The sequence below is a fragment of the Marasmitruncus massiliensis genome (assembly GCF_900186535.1).
In the GTDB taxonomy this organism is placed as follows: domain Bacteria; phylum Bacillota; class Clostridia; order Oscillospirales; family Ruminococcaceae; genus Anaerotruncus; species Anaerotruncus massiliensis_A.
Genome location: NZ_FYDE01000005.1, coordinates 1042562 through 1060827 on the forward strand (window position 1 = coordinate 1042562; position 18266 = coordinate 1060827).

19 protein-coding genes are annotated in these 18266 nt (G+C 48.3%); 15 read left to right on the top strand and 4 right to left on the bottom strand.

The features are described from left to right. The 3 genes from C1A10_RS13065 to C1A10_RS13075 all read right to left on the bottom strand — a co-directional run bounded on the left by C1A10_RS13065 (position 1) and on the right by C1A10_RS13075 (position 3053). The gene (locus C1A10_RS13065) at positions 1 to 1149 is read right to left on the bottom strand and encodes a CdaR family transcriptional regulator (protein ID WP_101910676.1); all 1149 of its coding nucleotides are present in this window, start codon (positions 1147 to 1149) and stop codon (positions 1 to 3) included. Between the two features lie 11 nt (positions 1150 to 1160). Then, positions 1161 to 1964: an MBL fold metallo-hydrolase gene (locus tag C1A10_RS13070; RefSeq protein ID WP_101910677.1), complete on the bottom strand. Its 804-nt coding sequence runs from the start codon at positions 1962 to 1964 to the stop codon at positions 1161 to 1163. Between the two features lie 402 nt (positions 1965 to 2366). Beyond that, positions 2367 to 3053, bottom strand: a complete 687-nt coding sequence (locus tag C1A10_RS13075; RefSeq protein ID WP_101910678.1) for a FadR/GntR family transcriptional regulator — start codon at positions 3051 to 3053, stop codon at positions 2367 to 2369. Between the two features lie 346 nt (positions 3054 to 3399). On the opposite strand from C1A10_RS13075, the gene C1A10_RS13080 reads away from it, so the two are divergent. The 11 genes from C1A10_RS13080 to C1A10_RS18905 all read left to right on the top strand — a co-directional run bounded on the left by C1A10_RS13080 (position 3400) and on the right by C1A10_RS18905 (position 12948). Then, positions 3400 to 3702, top strand: a complete 303-nt coding sequence (locus C1A10_RS13080) for an alcohol dehydrogenase catalytic domain-containing protein (RefSeq protein WP_101910679.1) — start codon at positions 3400 to 3402, stop codon at positions 3700 to 3702. A 71-nt stretch (positions 3703 to 3773) separates the two neighbouring features. Beyond that, the gene (locus tag C1A10_RS13085; protein ID WP_101910389.1) at positions 3774 to 4538 is read left to right on the top strand and encodes an SDR family NAD(P)-dependent oxidoreductase; all 765 of its coding nucleotides are present in this window, start codon (positions 3774 to 3776) and stop codon (positions 4536 to 4538) included. 23 nt (positions 4539 to 4561) lie between these two features. After that, the gene (locus C1A10_RS13090) at positions 4562 to 5812 is read left to right on the top strand and encodes an enolase C-terminal domain-like protein (protein ID WP_101910680.1); all 1251 of its coding nucleotides are present in this window, start codon (positions 4562 to 4564) and stop codon (positions 5810 to 5812) included. Between the two features lie 242 nt (positions 5813 to 6054). Beyond that, positions 6055 to 7371: an amidohydrolase gene (locus C1A10_RS13095; protein ID WP_101910681.1), complete on the top strand. Its 1317-nt coding sequence runs from the start codon at positions 6055 to 6057 to the stop codon at positions 7369 to 7371. Between the two features lie 2 nt (positions 7372 to 7373). After that, complete coding sequence (locus C1A10_RS13100) at positions 7374 to 7907, top strand: L-2-amino-thiazoline-4-carboxylic acid hydrolase (RefSeq protein ID WP_101910682.1); 534 nt, start codon at positions 7374 to 7376, stop codon at positions 7905 to 7907. Further along, the gene (locus tag C1A10_RS13105; RefSeq protein WP_207654733.1) at positions 7876 to 8664 is read left to right on the top strand and encodes an ABC transporter permease; all 789 of its coding nucleotides are present in this window, start codon (positions 7876 to 7878) and stop codon (positions 8662 to 8664) included. Before C1A10_RS13100 ends, C1A10_RS13105 begins: the two co-directional genes overlap by 32 nt. 63 nt (positions 8665 to 8727) lie before the next feature. Further along, positions 8728 to 9837, top strand: coding sequence for an ABC transporter substrate-binding protein (locus C1A10_RS13110; RefSeq protein ID WP_180951137.1), 1110 nt, complete (start codon positions 8728 to 8730; stop codon positions 9835 to 9837). Between the two features lie 15 nt (positions 9838 to 9852). Beyond that, positions 9853 to 10635: an ABC transporter ATP-binding protein gene (locus C1A10_RS13115; protein ID WP_101910684.1), complete on the top strand. Its 783-nt coding sequence runs from the start codon at positions 9853 to 9855 to the stop codon at positions 10633 to 10635. 18 nt (positions 10636 to 10653) lie between these two features. Further along, positions 10654 to 11490: a nitroreductase family protein gene (locus C1A10_RS13120; RefSeq protein ID WP_101910685.1), complete on the top strand. Its 837-nt coding sequence runs from the start codon at positions 10654 to 10656 to the stop codon at positions 11488 to 11490. A gap of 11 nt (positions 11491 to 11501) precedes the next feature. After that, positions 11502 to 12197, top strand: a complete 696-nt coding sequence (locus C1A10_RS13125; RefSeq protein WP_101910686.1) for an SDR family oxidoreductase — start codon at positions 11502 to 11504, stop codon at positions 12195 to 12197. Between the two features lie 133 nt (positions 12198 to 12330). Next, complete coding sequence (locus tag C1A10_RS18905) at positions 12331 to 12948, top strand: DUF1801 domain-containing protein (RefSeq protein WP_180951138.1); 618 nt, start codon at positions 12331 to 12333, stop codon at positions 12946 to 12948. A 120-nt stretch (positions 12949 to 13068) separates the two neighbouring features. Here C1A10_RS18905 and C1A10_RS13135 read toward each other — a convergent pair whose 3' ends face one another. Further along, complete coding sequence (locus C1A10_RS13135; protein WP_101910687.1) at positions 13069 to 14121, bottom strand: XdhC family protein; 1053 nt, start codon at positions 14119 to 14121, stop codon at positions 13069 to 13071. Between the two features lie 302 nt (positions 14122 to 14423). Here C1A10_RS13135 and C1A10_RS13140 point away from each other — a divergent pair, with 302 nt between their 5' ends. From C1A10_RS13140 to C1A10_RS13155, 4 genes are all read left to right on the top strand, one after another. Continuing rightward, positions 14424 to 15539: a M20/M25/M40 family metallo-hydrolase gene (locus tag C1A10_RS13140; RefSeq protein ID WP_101910688.1), complete on the top strand. Its 1116-nt coding sequence runs from the start codon at positions 14424 to 14426 to the stop codon at positions 15537 to 15539. A 13-nt stretch (positions 15540 to 15552) separates the two neighbouring features. Next, positions 15553 to 16173 (top strand): cysteine peptidase family C39 domain-containing protein, encoded by a 621-nt coding sequence (locus C1A10_RS13145; RefSeq protein ID WP_101910689.1) that lies wholly within the window; start codon positions 15553 to 15555, stop codon positions 16171 to 16173. Between the two features lie 433 nt (positions 16174 to 16606). Then, positions 16607 to 17293: a hypothetical protein gene (locus tag C1A10_RS13150; RefSeq protein WP_101910690.1), complete on the top strand. Its 687-nt coding sequence runs from the start codon at positions 16607 to 16609 to the stop codon at positions 17291 to 17293. 313 nt (positions 17294 to 17606) lie between these two features. Then, on the top strand, positions 17607 to 18173 hold the full coding sequence (locus C1A10_RS13155; protein WP_101910691.1) for a hypothetical protein: 567 nt from the start codon (positions 17607 to 17609) through the stop codon (positions 18171 to 18173). Positions 18174 to 18266: the final 93 nt, after the last annotated feature.

An 18266-nucleotide genomic window follows, 5' to 3' on the forward strand; every position in this document is an offset into this window, starting at 1 on the left:
TCAGCCTTTGAGACGATGATCGTAAACCAGCAGAATTTTCAAAAAACACCTCTTTGTAAAATCGTCTTCCGCCTCCAGATTCAAGGCGGAATATATCCGGTTCATACGGTAAAGCATCGTGTTTTTATGCACATGGAGAAGAGCGGCCGCCTTATTGATACTGCCGCAGCAATCGTAATAAACCTGGATTGTTGCCATTACCCAGTCCATTTCCCGCAGCCCAAAGCTATCCTCCAACTGTGCATACATCATGCGGGGGAAGCGTGCTTCATCTGCCTTTTGCAGCCTGAAAAACAGATAATCCAGTTTGCTTTTGCTGTCATCCATGCTGAAACAGCCCTTGCCGTTTTGTACGAGCGTCAGCGCCTCCTGATAAGAAAAGCGGAGCTGGCTTTGGCTGCCGCAGTTTTCACCGATGGCCGTTGATACGCTGAGCTTTTGACCGGAGCAAACCGCCTCCTGCACCTGATGAATGAATGCATCCGTATTCTGTATGTAATCTGCCTGCTTGAGAAAAACAAAACAGTCATCCAGGACCCCGTACAAATCGTTTGAAGGATTCAGCAAACTCGTGCTGATCAAAATACCCGGCAACTTATCCAGGTTTTTTAACCTGTTTAGCGGATCAGTCTCGTTTTCACCGAGGGAAACAACGACTGCGCGCATCGGCATGCGAATTTTGATGCCGACCAATGCACTGAGCTGATGAATTTCTTCTGCCGGACTGTTGAAGTCGAGCACTAAAAGCTTGAGCAGCTGCGAACGCAGCTCGTTTTCCATGTGCTCCTTCCGGTTGAGAGCCATCTGTGCAAAATATTGCCGCACATAGATACATAGAAGGTTGGCGGCATCCTTTACTTCGTCAGGGTTGCCATAGATTCCAACCACTCCGAATAGCTTATCATCCAGCACGATGGGGAGGTTGATGCCTTCCTTTGCGCCTTCGTAGCGGGAGAGCGCGTCTTTTTGTATGTAAACCGGTTTTCCGCTCGCAAGCACTTCCGCTGCGCCCTGATGAAAAGTGCCGATTCGATTCGGGTCTGAGGAAGCAATGATGACAGCATTTTTATCCATAATGTTGATGGTTCTGCTGCTCACGATCTGGGCTATGGCATCCACCATTTCCTGCGCCGACTGATTAATCGTCATAGTCTCTCCCCTCACAGCACAATGCTTTCTCCAACTGCCAGATGGCAGCCCACGACGTCGCTATCCGCTTGAATCATCCGCTCGGCCAAGTCACCCGAGCAATGAGATAACGCCAACAGTTTCAGCCCCATCCGCTTCATTTCGGACACCGTATATTGAATGCGTTCCTCGTCCGCTTCCACAAGATGGGTTCCTCCAATCACCGCATAAACGGGCTGGTTCAGCCGTTGCGTAACCGTCCTGAGGATGTTCAGTATCCCGGGATGGGAGCATCCTACCACTACGACAATGCCTTTTTCTGTTTCCAGTGCCAGACAGATTTCATCCTCAAAATAATCCCGGATGAACCCTTGCTCTGTTTGCCGGACAAAGCGCTGCGGAATGGTTTCCATGGGGTATGTTTTTTGAAAATCTCCGATTGCATAGCATCCGTCTGTCAGTTTATACAGCCCTTCGCAAACCCGATGGGAAATAGCGTGCTGTTGCAGAAACTTTAAATCGAAACTGGCTCCCAAATAGGTATACTTTGTGCCGTCAAAAGAATATTTGGGTTCGAAAAATCCCGGGCCGGTAATCAGGGATTTCACTTTTACCCAATCAAGAAAATCCGGGAATCCTCCGCTGTGGTCATAGTGAGAATGACTGCATACGGAAAAATCCAGCTCTGATAAATCGATGGAGAGCATTCTTGCGTTTTGAAAAGCTTTTTTGTTGTTGCCGAAGTCGAAAAGAATACGTGTATGTCCCGATTGAATCCAGAGCGATAAGCCGTGTTCGGCATGCAAACTATGATGATCGGAATTCAAATTATCCATTAACGCTGTTATTTTAAAAATGGGAATTCCCCCTTTTTTGTGAACGGACTATGAATGTCCTAATGCAGTTTTAATTATATCATCGGAATATAGCAATATCATTGTGACATAGCACAAAAATATCAAAAAACTTTTTTGTTTGACAAAATATATATACAATTTCACCACTAGCGGTTATACAACTTTGTATCTTTCGACGATGCCATTTTTATGATTTCAGCACAGATCGGAATATGTTCAGGAAAGATCAAAAAAGATGTGAAAGGGGTAGATCACAGCAAATTACGCAATACAGAAAAAGAGGGCACATGACTCATGCGCCCTCTTTTATGCAGAGAAATCCCAAATCGAATATCCTTCTAAAAGGAAGAATAAAGACCCTTTAGAAAGAACGATATGTGTCTAAACAGAACCGTCTTCATTGCCGATTTCGAGGTCCTCAATCCCTTTTTGCAGGTGTTCGCGCATAATGCTGTGCGCACGTTTGCCGTCATGCTTTTGCAGCGCATCCAACAGCAAAGTATGATAATAGATACCGCCATAATAACCTACCGCATTATTGAGTTGGATATGACGTTCACTTTTTCGTTTCAAAACATCCGACATGACCGTTTTGAGCACCGCATTATTCATTGCATCACAGATTTCCTGATGAAAATCCATATCAGAACGAACGAAGCTCTCTCCCTGCCCGATTTCAGACTTCATCTGATCCAAAAGTAGACTTAGCCTGTCCAGTGTTTCGGGTGTAATTTGCTGTGCAACAACGCTGCAAATTTCCGGCTCAATCAGGAGGCGGAATTCGAGCATCTGTTTCATATCGGAAAAGTTCTTGTCCGATGACAGGCCGTACCCGAACACCCCAAGGTCGTCTGACAGTACGAAGGTGCCTTTGCCGTGCTGGCTTTGCAGAATATTCAAGGCGATAAACTGCTGCAGTGCACTCCTGACGCTGATACGGCTTACCCCGAGTTCCCCGCAAAGCTCGTGCTCCGACGGGATTTTGCTTCCAACCGGCCAAATTCCGTCCCGAATATTCTTCTTCATATAGCTAACCACGCGGCTGGTCACATTTTTTGCGCTTGCCACTTGGGATCACCCTTTCTGCCAATTACTGCAACCTGGTAATACAAGTATATTTTATTTTCTCTGTAAAATCAACTGGGAAACGAAATATCATTCACTTTACGCCGGATGGCATTTATTTATTGGAGGTGATATTGTTGTACTTAACCTGTATTTTTGTTCCAATCAGGTACTGAAAATCAACAATCAGGCACTGGGATTTTAAAAATTGAAAAAACCCCCTTGCAATTTTCAGCTGATTGTGTATACTAAAATAAACGCCATCTTGTATTACAAATACGTTGAATATGGCAGCTGCGATTCGATTTATTATTACAAGTTATGGTTGAGTAAATGGGAGGGGATATCTATGAAATCTGATGTTATCACAGAGGCGAACAAATATCAAGCGCTGGACATTCCCGTACCAGAAGTGGGAGACAATGACGTATTGATCCAAATGAAAGCCGCTGGAGCTTATGGAAGCGACTTTCAAATTCTGTATCATGGAAACAACTCCTGCTCTGCACCTACGCTTGTTTCCGACTATGAAAACGTGGGGATTGTTACTAAGGTTGGTAAAAATGTATCCAAAATTAGGGAAGGCGACTATGTCGCGGTTGATCTTGTGATAACATGTATTACAAGAAAAGACGGCCATCAGGATACCTGAAAGAAGCCCAGTGTAAAAGCGGTCATTATTTTTTATAAATCATTCAATAAAAGTAAAAGGAGACAGTTCAAATGGTTTCTAGTAAATTTGATGTCGCAGGGAAATGCTGCATTGTAACCGGCGGCGCTCAGGGGCTATCCCGCAGCATGGCGGAAGGCCTGCTTGAGAACGGCTGCAAGGTTGTACTGATGGATGTCCAGAAGGAAAAGCTGGAGGCTGCCGTGTCCGAATACCGTTCAATAGGCTATGACGCCTGTGCCGTATCCGGCAATCTAGCCGACCGCGCCGAAATAGACCGGATGTTTGAGGAAGCAATGAAATACCTTGGAGGAAAGCTGGATGTTCTTGTGCCGGCTGCCGGTATTCAGCGCCGCCATCTGCCAGAGGAATTTCCCGTTGAGGAGTGGGATTTGGTGCTGGCTGTCAATCTGAACCATGTCTGGCTCATGTGCCAAAATGCGCTGAAAGTTATGCTTAGGCAGCCCACCGGCGGAAAAATCATCAACATTGCCTCTATGGTGTCCTGGTTTGGCGGTACGACCGTACCCGCTTATACGGCGGCTAAAGGCGCTGTGACCCAGCTGACCAAATCGCTGGCCAGCGACTGCGCAGGGCGCGGCATCAACATCAATGCGCTTGCCCCCGGCTATATGGATACCGAAATGAACAGCGGACTGACCGATGCCCGCAAAGCGGAAATTTCTCAGCGCATTCCGCAGGTCCGCTGGGGAACCGGAGAAGACATGAAAGGCCCTCTGCTGTTTCTGGCTTCCGGCGCTTCCGACTATCTGAACGGCGCTATTATTCCGGTCGACGGCGGTTATCTGGTGAAGTAAATACTGTTACGGAGGAAATTTAAATGAGCCCCAAGATTCAGGATGTGCAGGTGATCTGCACTGCGCCGGAGGGTATCAATCTGGTAGTCGTCAAAGTGCTGACGACGGAGGACGGACTGTATGGATTGGGCTGTGCCACCTTTGCATACCGCCATTTAGCCGTAAAACTCCTGATTGAAGAGTATATCAGGCCGCTGATTGTAGGCCTGGATGTGAGCAATATTACGGAAATCTGGCAGCTGATGCACCAGAACGCATACTGGCGCAATGGCCCCATTGAAAATAACGCAATATCAGGCGTCGACATGGCCCTATGGGATATCAAAGGGAAAATGGCCGGCATGCCGCTTTACCAGCTGTTCGGCGGAAAAGTGCGGGAAGGGGTTCCCGTCTATCGCCACGCGGACGGCAGGGACGTAAATGAAATCTGCGAAAATATCGAGAAGTACCGCGGTATCGGCATCAAGCATATTCGCTGCCAGTGCGGCGGCTATGGCGGCGGCGGCTACGGCGCCGCGCCAACAAGCGCGCCGGCAGGCGCAACCCCCGGTATCTATCTGGACGGCGGGAAATACATGCGCGATACCGTGAAGCTGTTTGAAGGAATCCGCAGCAAAATCGGCTTTGAAATGGAGCTGGTGCATGATGTGCATGAGCGCATTCATCCCGCTGACGCCGTTCAATTCGCAAAGGAAATGGAACCGTTCAAGCTGTTTTTTCTGGAGGATACCGTTTCTCTGGAACATTTGGACTGGCTGCGCCGCATCCGTTCCGCCACGACTACCCCGCTGGCACAGGGCGAGCTGTTTAACAATCCACAGGAATGGCAGCAGCTGATCAGTAGCCATCTGATCGACTTTGTACGTGTCCATATCAGCCAGATCGGCGGCATTACACCAGCGCGTAAGCTGGCCCTGTTCGCAGAGCAGTACGGCGTACGGATCTGCTGGCATGGGCCCGGGGACATGAGCCCGATTGCGCACGCCGCAAATATTCATATTGACCTTTCCGCCCCGAATCTGGGTTTACAGGAATGGAGCGGCATTGAGCCGCCCAATTTCGTGATACAGGAGCTCAAGGGTCCGCGCGGCGCATTGCTGGATGTTTTCCCGGGATTGCCCGCCTACGGCAACGACGGATTTGTTTATGCCAATGACAAACCCGGCCTCGGTGTGGACCTTGTCGAAAAGGAAGCCGCAAAATATCCCTGTGAAAATACGGTGACAACCTGGACGCAGACGCGTTTGCCGGATGGCTCTCTGCAAACACCGTAATTAACGGGGAGATCGTCAGTAAATATGCAGAACATGAAAAACACGGTGATTTGTGAATCACCGTGTTTTGTTTTCTACAAAAGAATTCCTCAAGCGGATTGTGATACTGTGGATATCGCCAGTTAAGTGTTTAGTACCGTGTATCGGATTGATTTCCTATTGACATTAAAACCCACTAATCATATAATGATAATATGAATTATAAAACATATATATTTTGTATGTTTACTGAGGTGAAGGCAATGGAAGATATAGAAAAAAAGATTCTTGAAATCATTGATGCAAATAAGGAGCAGATCATAGGCTTTGGACAGGATATTTACGAACATGCGGAACTTGGTTACAAGGAATACAGGACCGCAGAAAAATTTGCTGCATTTTTAAAAAACTTACGGCTTGAGACTGCAGAAGGGTTAGCCATTACAGGCGTAAAGGGATATCTGAAGGGAAATCGGCATGATATCACCCTTTCTTTGATCGGTGAACTGGATGCGCTGCGTATCCCGGATCACCCGAACGCAAACCCGGTGACCGGGGCCGCGCACTGCTGCGGGCATCATGCACAGCTTGCGGGCGTCATCGGTGCGGCGATCGCTCTGTCCGACGAAGAGGTTGCCAGGTCTTTGGACGGGGACGTTGTCTTTTTTGCGGTTCCGGCAGAAGAGTATGGCGAAATCGAGTTTAAAAACCAGCTTCGGAACGAGGAAAAGATCTGTTTTGGGGGCGGCAAAAGCGAACTCATCCGCATCGGCGCTTTCGATGATATCGATCTGTCCGTTGTGCATCATATCTCCCCCGACGGCATTCGCGTGGGGAATGGGACTTCCAACGGATTCGTATCGAAAGTAATCCGTTATATCGGCAGGGAAGCGCATGCCGCAGCGCAGCCGGAACGGGGAATCAACGCTTTGAACGCGGCGTCGCTCGGCTTATCCGCGCTGGCGTATCAGCGCGAGACGTTTCGTGACGAGGATTCCGTCCGTGTCCATCCTATCGTTACGAAGGGCGGAAACCTGGTGAATGTCATTCCGAACGAGGCGGTTATTGAAACGCTGGTGCGGGCGAAAAGCACGCAGGCAATTCTTGACGCGGCGGAAAAGACGGATCGCGCGTTTAAGGCGGGGGCGCTTGCCGTAGGCGCGCAGATAGAAATTGACACGATGCCCGGCTACCTTCCCAGGCTGTCTCAGCCCGCGCATCCGGTACTTTTGGAAGCGGCCTGGCAGGCTGCTCCCGGAAGGAACGTTACGGAAACGGACCCTGCCACCCATGGTGCCGGTTCCACCGATGTAGGCGACCTGCAGCATATCATGCCCGTGCTGGAATTTAACACTTCGGGGGCGGCGGGAGCGCTGCATTCCAAGGATTTTGCAATTACCGATGAGGAGGAGGCATACCTCGTTACGGCGAAAATATTTGCGCTGACCGCCTACAAACTTTTGAAAAACGGGGCACAAGGCGCGCGGAATATCGTATCGGATTTTAAGCCCCGCTATACCAAAAACGAGTACATAAACCTGATGAACGGGCTGATCAGCCACGAAAGGACGGAATTTTAGTGATGAGCGATAACACCCTTCCGTATGAGGATGCCGTTTGTGAAGTACGCAAGGCTTGCCGCCAGTTCGCAATGCTTTATTTCCATTTCGCCAAGGTTCTGGTCGAAGAACTGGGAATCGAGAGGGCGAAGCCGCTCATTCAGAAAGCCGTATTTGAGCTGTCCCTTGACCGTTCCGGCCAGCTTCGGGAAAAAGCGGCGCAGGAGGGGCTTCCCTATACGATGGAAAGCTTCATGAAACTGGTCGATCTCCCTTTTATTGGCTGGGTGAAAGAACTTGGCCGCGACCATTGCCCCTATGCCGAAACCTGGAGGAAGTATTATGACGAATATCCATGGTTCCGGGAGATCGCACCCCTATACTGCGATGTAATCGACACGACGAATGCCGAAAATTTTACGCGATGTCTGTCCCATAAAATCACAAAGAATGTGTTGACCGGCGCAGATACCTGTGCAAGAGTGTATTTTGAAAGTGAATCCGTGCAAAAAGGAGAATACAGCTATGGCGAAAAAACAGCAGAAACGAAAACCTAAACAGCCCTTATGGATTACTTTTACGCAAGCCGCAATGATCGCGGCGCTGCTCCTGTTCGTTGAATTTGTGGTAAGCCGGGGATATGTAAACCCAATCTTTCTGGCATCGCCAACCCAGATAACAAATGAGCTTCTCTATATGCTTGAGAAAAATACATTGCTGCCCCATTTGCTCATTACACTTCAGGAGGCCGCGGTGGGGTATGTGATTGCGGCGGTAACCGGCATCAGCATCGGCGTGTTGTTTGTTACGTTCCCAAAGGTTGAAAAGCTGTTTACCCCCTTTTTCGCCGCGTTGATGGCCATCCCCAAAACAGCCATCATGCCTCTTTTGATCGTATGGTTCGGTATCGGCTTTCGAAGCAAGGTCGTCATGGTATTCCTTTTCTGTATGTTTACCGTTCTTTTTAATACTGTGTCGGGAGCCAAACAAACCAAAGCGGAGCACTTGAAAGTAGCAAAGGTGTTCGAAGCAAACCATGCGCAGATTATTTTTAAAATCCTGCTGCCTTCTGCGCTGCCCAGCATTTTCGCGGGTTTGAGGGTTACGGCGGCGACTGCGATTACAGGCGTCCTGTTTGCCGAGATGGTTGCCTCGAGGGGCGGCGCCGGTTTTCTGCTCAGCGAGGCACAGCAGGTATTGAATACACCGGAGCTTTTTCTGATTATCATTATTGTTACGATTCTGTCCGTGCTATTTGTGACATTCATTAATTTTATTGAATATATTGTCTGCCATAATTGGCGCACGATGTAATTTGGCTTTTTAGGTATTTTAAGCGTATACGGTTTAAAAATTTAGTATTTAAGAGGGATGAAAATGAAAAAACAGTTCAAACAACAACACAACAGATTGCTTGCGATATTTCTGGCGTTCGCGCTGACTTTACCGCTCAGCGCCTGCGGCGGGGCTCCGTCAGTCTCCGGCAGCAGTTCAGCTGCCGCCGGCGGCGGCCAGGATACCGATGACCGTGTCCCCGTGCCGGAAGATGCGCCCTGGAAAAACCGCGATCATGAATCGATTACAGTGAATTCCGGCTTTGCGCTTGGAATGACAGGAATTGCCAACCAGTTTGCTATTAAGAACGGCTGGTATGAAGATGCGGGGATTATCCTGAATCAGGTCGATATTGACAATCCGGTATCCGCTTTCGGCTCAGGCGATATTGATATCGCGGATGGCGATCCCGGCACGTATGTGCCTGCCATCGTGAATAAAGTCCCTATGAAAATCATCAGCAACATGTGGAGAAACCGGGGCGCTTTCTGGATCATTGGCAGCAATGATATCAAAAGCTGGGAAGACCTGAAAGGCAAGAAGGTCGGCACCGCTGCCGCTACCGGCGGAATGAAGCTTACATTGATGGAGACGCTGTCGAAAAATGGAGTTGACCCGGAGAAGGATGTGGAGCTCGTAGCCAACGGTGTCCGTCAGGAAGCATATGCGACCCTCACCTCTGGAGAGGTTGACGCCACCGTGATCCATCAGCCTTTTGCCACACTCGCCGAAAAAGAGGGAACCGGGCATGTCCTTGCGAAGACATGGGAATTCATTCCGGATTATACAACGGGAGTCCTTGTGGCTTCGAACCGGCTGATCGAGGAACAGCCGGAGGCAATCGAGAGAATTCTGGAGGTTTATTACTACGCAAACGAATACTGCAAAAACAATTTTGACGTATTTATCCCGTGGGCTGCCGAATATCTGAACCTTGATGAAGCAACCACCAAAGAAACCATAGAGTCGGAAATCGTACTCTGGGAAAACGACCCCATTGTCGACATTGCCCGCCTGCAGGTTACCGAAGACCTTCTCTATAAATACGGCATGCAGAAAGAATCCTTTGATGTTGGAGAAAATGTTGTCGACAACCGTTTCGCCGAAAAAGCTGCCCAGGATTTGGGGCTGGGCAAATACGCCGCTAAATAGCACGAGGGTGATCGAATGCCAATCATTGAATTTCGTAATTTATTTAAAACGTACGCCAATCAGGAAGGCGAAGAAATGAACGCGCTGGAAAATATCAATCTAAAGGTGAAAGACGGCGAGTTCGTTTGTATCTTAGGCCCAAGCGGGTGCGGCAAAAGCACGCTTCTGGAGATTGCGGCGGGTCTTTTGCCGCCGACCAAAGGCGAGTTCCTATTGGATGGCACGCCCCGGACGGGTACCAGCCGGGATATCGGCGTGGTTTTTCAGGATTCTTCCCTCTTTCCATGGCGCAATATCCGCAAAAATCTGGAGTTCGGCCTGGAGATAGCCGGAGTGGACAAAGGCATCCGCGCGCAGAAGGTACAAGAGGCAATCGAGATGGTCGGGCTGAGCGGGTTTGAAAACAAATATCCGCACCAGCTTTCCGGCGGGATGCGCCAGCGCGCGGGCCTGGCCCGCACGCTGGTCAATAACCCGTCCTGCATCCTGATGGATGAACCGTTCAGCGCGGTCGACCATCTGACGCGGCTGACACTGCAGGAGGAGATTGTCCGGATATGGCAGAGGGAAAAAAAGACCATCATATTCATTACGCATGATGTCTCGGAAGCGGTCTACCTTGCAACCCGCATCGTGGTGCTTACCCCGCGGCCCGGAAGAATCCAGAAACTGTTTGATGTCCCGTTCCCGCAGCCGCGCAACCGCAATGACATCAGCTTTATTGAAATCATAGAAAAAATATATATGTGCCTGAACAATCCCGAAGGAAAAGACGGTAAGATCGAATATACAATATAATATCAGGAGGAATGATCAATGGCGGAAGAATTATTGAGGCAGTTTCATTTGAGCGACGAAGAATATCTGGCCCTGGATGAGGTCGAATTTCGGGCCAGGTTCCGCGAGCGTATCCACCACACGCTGGAAATCCAGGCCTATGCGGCCGCTAACGGCGAGGGCAAATTGAGTGCGGACCAAAACAGCACGGCAAAGAAGTTTCTCCGCCTTTGGGAAGAGCGCAAGCTCCCCAAAAACCTGCCGGAGTATCTGTATGCTGAAAAGCTGGTCGGCTTTTCGGAAAAACTCCTGCGGGGAGAAAAGCTCGAGCTTAATGAGTTTCAGCCGTATGCATTGACCGAAGCGGAGAAAGATGCCTTTTATAAGGTCATCTTTGAGAGAAGGTCGGTCCGGCATTTCACCGATCAGGACGTTCCCGACGAGCTTATCAACCAAATATTGACCAGCGGGTTATGGGCCGCGCATTCCTGCAATCTGCAGTCGATCCGCTATCTTGTTGTACGGGAAAAAACAACGGCCGGGCTTTTTAAAGGAAGTGATGTTCCCGGAGGGCCGGTGCATCTGGTGGTGCTGCAGGATGAACGCGTATACAGGGCAAACCCGCTTAATCCCGTGCGCAACCGGTTGATCGACGCGGGGGCTGCCGCGCAGAATATTGCGCTTGCCGCGCACGCTTCGGGGCTTGCCGGTGTCTGGCTGACATTTAATAATACAATGATCGAACGGATCAGCAAATACTTTGATCTGCCGGAGTATATCAAAGTCGTAACCTATGTCGATATCGGGTATCCTAACCAGACGCCTTATCCGCCTCAGCGGCTGACTTTAGAGGAAGCTGTTCTGGCAAATGTCTGAGGAATAGAACCATGAAAATACTTATAACAGGCGCAAGCCAGGGCATCGGGCTCGCAATTGCGCAGGAACTGCACGAGCGGAAGCATGAGCTTTTTCTGGTTGCCAGAGATGCCCAGAGACTTTCTGACGCGGTCAGCCGCTTTGGCGTAAACGTCTCCGGCACAAGCTGTGATTTGGAAAACCCAGAAGAAATTGCAAAACTGATTCAAAAAGTGAAGCAGGAGCATTTTTCACCGGATGTGCTGATCCTGAATGCCGCCTCTTTCGGACAATCGCCCCGGTCGGTGCTGAAAGCCCCGGCTGATGAATTGAGAAAGCTGCTTGAGATCAATGTGGTGGCCAACTACCAGCTGGTGCAGGGCTTTATTGATTCACTCAAGGCAAGCCAACACCCGCGCATCATCCTGATTGGCTCTACGGCCGGAATCCGGGTGGACGACGGTTCTCTTTATGGCATATCCAAATGGGCGCTGAAATCCTATGCTTATTTTTTGCGGAATGAACTCAAAGATCTTGGCATTGGCGTTACGCTTCTTAATCCGGGCGGCACCTTTACGCAAAAGCGTGTGCCCAACGAAACCATGCCGGAAGACAGGCTGCTGAATTCCACGGATATCGCGAAAATGATTTCGGCTGTACTGGAGTTGAGTCCACAGGCGGTGGTGGAGGAGATCAATATCCGCCCCATGCTGGGGGATACCTATTAACTTATCCGGCCCACTGACAGATCACCTGTAGCTGCCAGAAAGTTCCAATTAAATCAGCCGTCTGACTGTGTAAAATAAGAAGGCCCCCTTTTCAAAATGCAAAGGTGGCGAAAATAGAAGCGGGAGGTGCGCTATGGCAAAGGAACGCCCGGCCACCATTGACGACTATATTGCCGGATGCAATCCCGCAGTGCAGCCTGCCCTGCGGGAGCTGCGCCGCACGATTGCGCAGGCCGCGCCGGAGGCGGCCGAGAAGATCAGCTGGGGGATGGCCACATTTTCTTATCAAGGGAATCTGGTACATTTTTCCGCGGAGAAAAAGCATATTGGATTTCATCCGGCACCCAGCGCAATCGAAGCCTTTCAGACGGAGCTTGCAGATTACCATTGCTCCAAGGGGACGGTGCGGTTTCCCTACGAGGAACCGCTCCCGCTTGATCTGATCCGCAGGATGGTCCGCTTCCGGGTAGAGGAGCAGATTGCATTGGCCGAAGCGAAAAAAGCAGGCGGGAAATCCGAAAAGGTTTTGCGCCCGCGTTATCCTATACCGGACGATGTGGCAAAAGCGTTGCAGCGTGAGGGACTGACAGGGCAGTATGAGGCCCGGCCGCCCTATCAGCGAAATGATTATATCGGCTGGATCACACAAGCCAAACGTACACAAACGCGGGAGAAGCGCATACGGCAGATGCTTGACGAGCTGCGCTCCGGAGACATCTACATGGGCATGGCCTATTCCGCAAAGAAATAACAGCCGGAGGCCGGCCGATTCCGGCCTCCGGCATTTTGCCTGTTTTTATAGAAATCATTTCAGGTGTTCTTTTTTACGAATTGGTCTTCTATACAAATATGGGCCGCTGACTGCCGCTCGTCAATCATATGGCTCGACGATCACTTTCATTGTGCCGCCACATACCATTCCTTCCTCTTCAGCAACTTCACCGGTCATATCGATGTCAACCAGTTTGCATCTGCCGCTTTGAATCACATCATAAGCCACTTGCATGACGGAGCTTTCACTGCAGCCGCCACCAATGCTCCCTAAGGTTTTTCCGAAGGGCCAGACCACCATTTTCGCGCCAATATTTCGTGGAACGGAGCCTTTGGTCTGAATGATGGTGGCAAGAGCTCTGGGCTCCTGTCGTTCTTCGCTCAGTTCAGAGAGAACCGCACGGTCCAATTCCGGCCAATTGCGATCGGCACATTTCCTCTTGAACTGTATCAGCTCGGAGAGAATGGAAACGGAAATTTCTTCAGGCGTCTGTGCGCCGATATCCAGGCCAATGGGGGCGCGAACCAGATTCAGCTTTTCATCTGAAAAGCCTTCGTCGGAAAGCTGCGCTATTGCGGCGCGCACCCTTCTTTTGGAACCAATCATGCCCGTGTAGGCAGTTTCAAAATGCAGCGCCTGCCGGAGGCAATCCAGATCGTGCCGGTGCCCCCGGGTAATAATAACGATAAACGTAGAACGGTTGATGTTCAAAAGGGGAAAACAGCTGTCAAAGCTCTCGCACAGGACCTTGTCCGCCAGGGGAAACCGCTGCTTGTTTGCGAATGAAGGGCGGTCGTCTACGACTGTAACCGAGAACCCGCATTTTGCGCTGAATTCAGCCAACGGTTTTGCAATATGCCCGCCGCCTAAAATAATGAGTCGGGATTCGGGAAAGTACGGTTCCGCAATGAGATAGTTCCCTTGGCCGTCTTCCTCATAGTTCAGCTTTCCGTCCTGAAGAGCGGACTGCGCAAGCCGGAAAGAACTGTCCGCGGCGTCAGCCGCTTTTTTGATTTCTGCTTCTGTCAGAATCGTCTTATTCGAGGCATCTGGGGAGTTGGATTGAAAGCACAGTCTGGTCAATATGACAACCTTATGCCCGCAATCCAGTTCTTTTGCCACTGCCTGATAGAGTTTATAGTATGATCTCATGTTGATTGAACCTCTTCGCATAAATTTTTATTCCAGTGCTAATTGACTATTCATATAAGTTTTGTATAATATAGTTATGATAACGCTTTCATGAATTACTGTCAATATGGCGCAATAATAGGAGAATTATAATGGATTTTACTGCCGTTTATATGCTTATGACCGATGGCAGAAAGCCCAAGTGAGGTGTCGCCGGCCAGTTGCTCCTCTCATTGTAGCTTAGGCACGAGATGGATGGAAGCCGGACTGGCTGCCCGGCTTTCTTGTCCAAATTTATTGTAATAGTGAGGTGAAAAGCTGCGATGATTCATAGTGAAAGATTAGTCAGAGAATTTATCGAGCTGGTCTCGATTGACAGCCCCTCTTTTGGTGAGAGAACAATGGGGGATTACCTGAAAACTCAACTTGCTGCGTTGGGCCTCACTGTGGAGGAGGATGGTGCGGGGAGCTGCCTTGGAGGGAATTGCGGGAATCTGTACGCGTTTCTGGAAGGCAGAAAAGATCTGGAGCCGATCCTGTTCTGTGTACATATGGATACGGTCGAACCCTCCGCAGGCAAGCGGGCGGTACTGGACGGTGACGGTGTGATCCGCAGCCGCGGCGATACGGTGCTCGGCGCGGACGACTGTGCGGGAATCGTCGCGATACTTGAAGCTTTGCGGGTTATTCACGAGCAAAACCTCACACATCGTCCGGTAGAAATCCTGTTTACCGTTGCCGAGGAGGTTTACTGCAAGGGCGCGAAACAGTTCGATTTTTCCAAAGTCCGATCCAAAGAGGCTTATGTGCTGGATTTATCCGGCCCGGTAGGTTCGGCGGCCTGCCAGGCGCCGACCATTCTGTCATTTACTGTTGAGGTACATGGGAAGGCTTCCCATGCGGGATTTGCCCCGCAGGAAGGCGTTCATGCGATTCAGGCTGCGGCTGACGCCGTTGCCGGGCTTTCCATGGGAAAAATTGATGAGCATACGACGCTGAACATCGGAAACATCCATGGCGGTCTCGCAACGAATATAGTCCCGGATTTGTGCGTGCTCAGCGGTGAAATCCGCAGCTATTCACATGAAAAAGCCATGGAAGTTGCAGAAACTGTGCAAAAACAGTTTGAGAGCTCCGCTCATGCAGTTGGCGCGGCGGTGGATTTTGACATACAGATCGGCTGTCGGGCCTATGAGACGCCGTTAAGTCATCCGGTAATCCGGCGATTTGAAACAGCCTGCCGAACGCTGCATCTTCCCAGTTCGCTTCATCAAACGTTCGGGGGCAGCGATAACAACATTCTGGCTGAGTATGGAATCTCGGGAATCGTGTTGGCGTGCGCCATGAATCAGTGCCATTCCTGCACGGAATATACGACGGTCGACGAATTGGTCAGAATTTCAGAGCTGACAAAAGCGCTTATGATAAGTGAGGATTAACTGAGAGAATGATATGAAAAATCCACTGAATTATCAGGTAACAGAATATGACTGCGGCCCAACCACCTTATTTAACGCGATGAGCTTTTTATTCAGGCGGGAAGAAATTCCCCCCGACATTATAAAACATATCATGCTTTATTGCCTTGATTCCTACAACGACAAGGGGGAGTTCGGAAAAAACGGGACTTCCCATATGGCTATGATGTTTTTAAGTGACTGGCTTAATCAGTTCGGCAAGGTGAAAAGGTTCCCGCTCCACTGCGAGTTCCTGACGGGCGGGCAGGTATCTGTTGGGCAGAGCAGCAAAATTGTTACGGCGTTGCAGCAGGGAGGCGCAGTAGTTGTGCGGTTAAGATATGGCTGTTGGCATTATGTGCTGCTGACAGGAACCGATGAACAAAATATATATCTGTTCGATCCCTATTACAGGAAAAAGCCGTTTAAGCAAGAGGGGCTGGAAATCGTAACGGACATGCCTTACAGTGTGAACCGGAAGGTACCCTGTGATATGATGAACAGTTCCGGAAAGGGTGCTTATGCGCTTGGCCCCAAGGAAACGAGAGAGGCAATCATCCTCTTTAACAAGGAAACCCAAAAGACACCGGGAAATACGATAGAGTATTTTATCTGATTTTTGCGGCCGCTGAATACATGCAAAAGGGGGCTATTCGCGGATAGCCCCCTTTTTATGTCTAATTCAGACAAATAACGTACTGCTTTATGCAAAATTCACTATAAGATAATTTGCTGCAGCCGGGATTAGAAATATTCCGGCTGCTTTTCTATGCCGCGCCTCCAAGTGTTACCAGATAAGCAGAGGCTGTTTGGTTTTTTGCTGGAGGGAGCAAAAGGTGCAGTTCACTCCATTGCGGTTTCCTGATGGAAATTACAAGACCTACATGATTCGTATTATTTTGTTAATGAACTGTGAACACAGTGCAAGATAAGCAGGAAAACAGGTCAATTTTGCGTTTTTTGGTCTTTATCTACGAAATTGTGGTATATTTATAACAACAAATAGAAAAGGTGAGTCTAAAAAAATAAATTGAAATAGGAGAATAGAAATGAAAAAATGGTATTTAAAAATAATAAGTGCAATTTGTGCATGTTTATTTATACTGCATCCTCTGTCTGTATACGTATATGCAGATCAAGACTCGTCTCAAACTCCGTTATTAGATCAGAAAATGATCGATGCGGTGAGATTAAATCTTCAATGCGGCCAAATAATTCGTCAGGGAGAAGATGCAATTGTTGCGGCTTATGTGGTTCATCAGACTGAATATGATCATATACTTCGTGTATTTGCTTATATAAAATATAGCATTGTATCTTCAAATAAGGATATCCCGATAGAAGATTTCCAGATAATCAATGTGGTGGCACCGTTTGAAATAATTTTTATAGAGGACGATAACCAGATAAAATCTTATTGCGGAGCGTTATTCGCACCGTCCAAAATTGATTCCGGTTTTGATTCGGAACAACAATTAAATCTTGAAGAAAATTTATTATATGATTTAAAACAACATGCATCTCATGAAACATATAAAACTGTGTCGGAAATTTTAGAATCGGATACAAAATTTTTAGATGAATCATGGGAGAAAATTATTGGAAAATCCTTGAAAGATGCTTCTCAAGAAGAAATAGTAAAAGGATTTAACGCTGTTAAAAATGAGGTGGAAAAACAGTATGAAAAGGCAGAAAATCAATATTATAAGCAAATACCATCAACAGGTAAGTATTAGTTAAAAAGAAAATAAAAATAAATCTTTTGAACACGGTTTTTGCTGGGTAGTGCAGAAAAGATTGTGCAAACCTCCATTACCAGGTAAGATAGAAACGACAATGGAGGCTTTGTGATAGCGGGGCACAATACTTCGTATTCAGTTATGATGATAAAGAATTAGGAACGGTAGAGACCCGATTCTGGCCACAGTAGCAGCGCTGGCCCTAGTTTTTTCACTGATTTTTCACGGCTTGAAGATATCTACGATGCGAGTTTACCCTGGGACTGATTAAATAAGCTTAAAAAAACTCATTGGCGATTGGTGTGATAAAGTGATAAAAATTTATATAAAATTATTTGTGCTTTTATTTGTGTTGATCATATGCGGCGCCTGCCACCCACAGTCACAAGATGATTTGGTTCAATCATCTATCAGTGTAGATATTGCTTCGCAAAGAACAAATTCCTCAGAGCAACAGAATGGCGAAACAATAAATCTCTGGGATTTTACAGAAAAGTATGGTGATCTGGAAGTATATTTGGATTCCGATATTTTAGGCGGCGTCTATATAGGGGATGATCAGCGCTTTCATATCAAGACCACCGATATCGCCCAAATGGAGGCTGATGTGAAAAGTCTCAAGGAACAATATTATATTAGTGATGAGGTGATCATTGAGCCATGCCAATATACATACAATGAGTTGACCAGCGCCATTGGTCGGATTAATACCAGAATGAACGATTTAGATATTAATATACTGGGGACAGATGTCATGGCCAATGGTATTGTAGTTGGTTCTCCGGAATGGAATGATGCAAAAAAATCACTCATTTTGGATTTGGCACAAATTGATCATGTCCAATTTTTAACCAACTCTAGAAATCAATTGGATTAAAAGAGGTTCTTTTTTGTCTTGCCATGTCGGCTATTGCCAGCATTTTTTATTGCAACAAAATGAAAAAGGAGGAAAAAATATGGACTTATTACG

What these genes read in the sequence shown, in the direction of transcription:
- C1A10_RS13085 (WP_101910389.1), top strand. Translation starts at nt 3,774, where the DNA reads ATGGTTTCTAGTAAATTTGATGTCGCAGGGAAATGCTGCATTGTAACC.
- C1A10_RS13145 (WP_101910689.1), top strand. Translation starts at nt 15,553, where the DNA reads ATGAAAAATCCACTGAATTATCAGGTAACAGAATATGACTGCGGCCCA.
- C1A10_RS18905 (WP_180951138.1), top strand. Translation starts at nt 12,331, where the DNA reads ATGGCAAAGGAACGCCCGGCCACCATTGACGACTATATTGCCGGATGC.
- C1A10_RS13150 (WP_101910690.1), top strand. Translation starts at nt 16,607, where the DNA reads ATGAAAAAATGGTATTTAAAAATAATAAGTGCAATTTGTGCATGTTTA.
- C1A10_RS13090 (WP_101910680.1), top strand. Translation starts at nt 4,562, where the DNA reads ATGAGCCCCAAGATTCAGGATGTGCAGGTGATCTGCACTGCGCCGGAG.
- C1A10_RS13095 (WP_101910681.1), top strand. Translation starts at nt 6,055, where the DNA reads ATGGAAGATATAGAAAAAAAGATTCTTGAAATCATTGATGCAAATAAG.
- C1A10_RS13065 (WP_101910676.1), bottom strand. Translation starts at nt 1,149, where the DNA reads ATGACGATTAATCAGTCGGCGCAGGAAATGGTGGATGCCATAGCCCAG.
- C1A10_RS13100 (WP_101910682.1), top strand. Translation starts at nt 7,374, where the DNA reads ATGAGCGATAACACCCTTCCGTATGAGGATGCCGTTTGTGAAGTACGC.
- C1A10_RS13105 (WP_207654733.1), top strand. Translation starts at nt 7,876, where the DNA reads ATGGCGAAAAAACAGCAGAAACGAAAACCTAAACAGCCCTTATGGATT.
- C1A10_RS13140 (WP_101910688.1), top strand. Translation starts at nt 14,424, where the DNA reads ATGATTCATAGTGAAAGATTAGTCAGAGAATTTATCGAGCTGGTCTCG.
- C1A10_RS13070 (WP_101910677.1), bottom strand. Translation starts at nt 1,964, where the DNA reads ATGGATAATTTGAATTCCGATCATCATAGTTTGCATGCCGAACACGGC.
- C1A10_RS13120 (WP_101910685.1), top strand. Translation starts at nt 10,654, where the DNA reads ATGGCGGAAGAATTATTGAGGCAGTTTCATTTGAGCGACGAAGAATAT.
- C1A10_RS13110 (WP_180951137.1), top strand. Translation starts at nt 8,728, where the DNA reads ATGAAAAAACAGTTCAAACAACAACACAACAGATTGCTTGCGATATTT.
- C1A10_RS13115 (WP_101910684.1), top strand. Translation starts at nt 9,853, where the DNA reads ATGCCAATCATTGAATTTCGTAATTTATTTAAAACGTACGCCAATCAG.
- C1A10_RS13080 (WP_101910679.1), top strand. Translation starts at nt 3,400, where the DNA reads ATGAAATCTGATGTTATCACAGAGGCGAACAAATATCAAGCGCTGGAC.
- C1A10_RS13125 (WP_101910686.1), top strand. Translation starts at nt 11,502, where the DNA reads ATGAAAATACTTATAACAGGCGCAAGCCAGGGCATCGGGCTCGCAATT.
- C1A10_RS13135 (WP_101910687.1), bottom strand. Translation starts at nt 14,121, where the DNA reads ATGAGATCATACTATAAACTCTATCAGGCAGTGGCAAAAGAACTGGAT.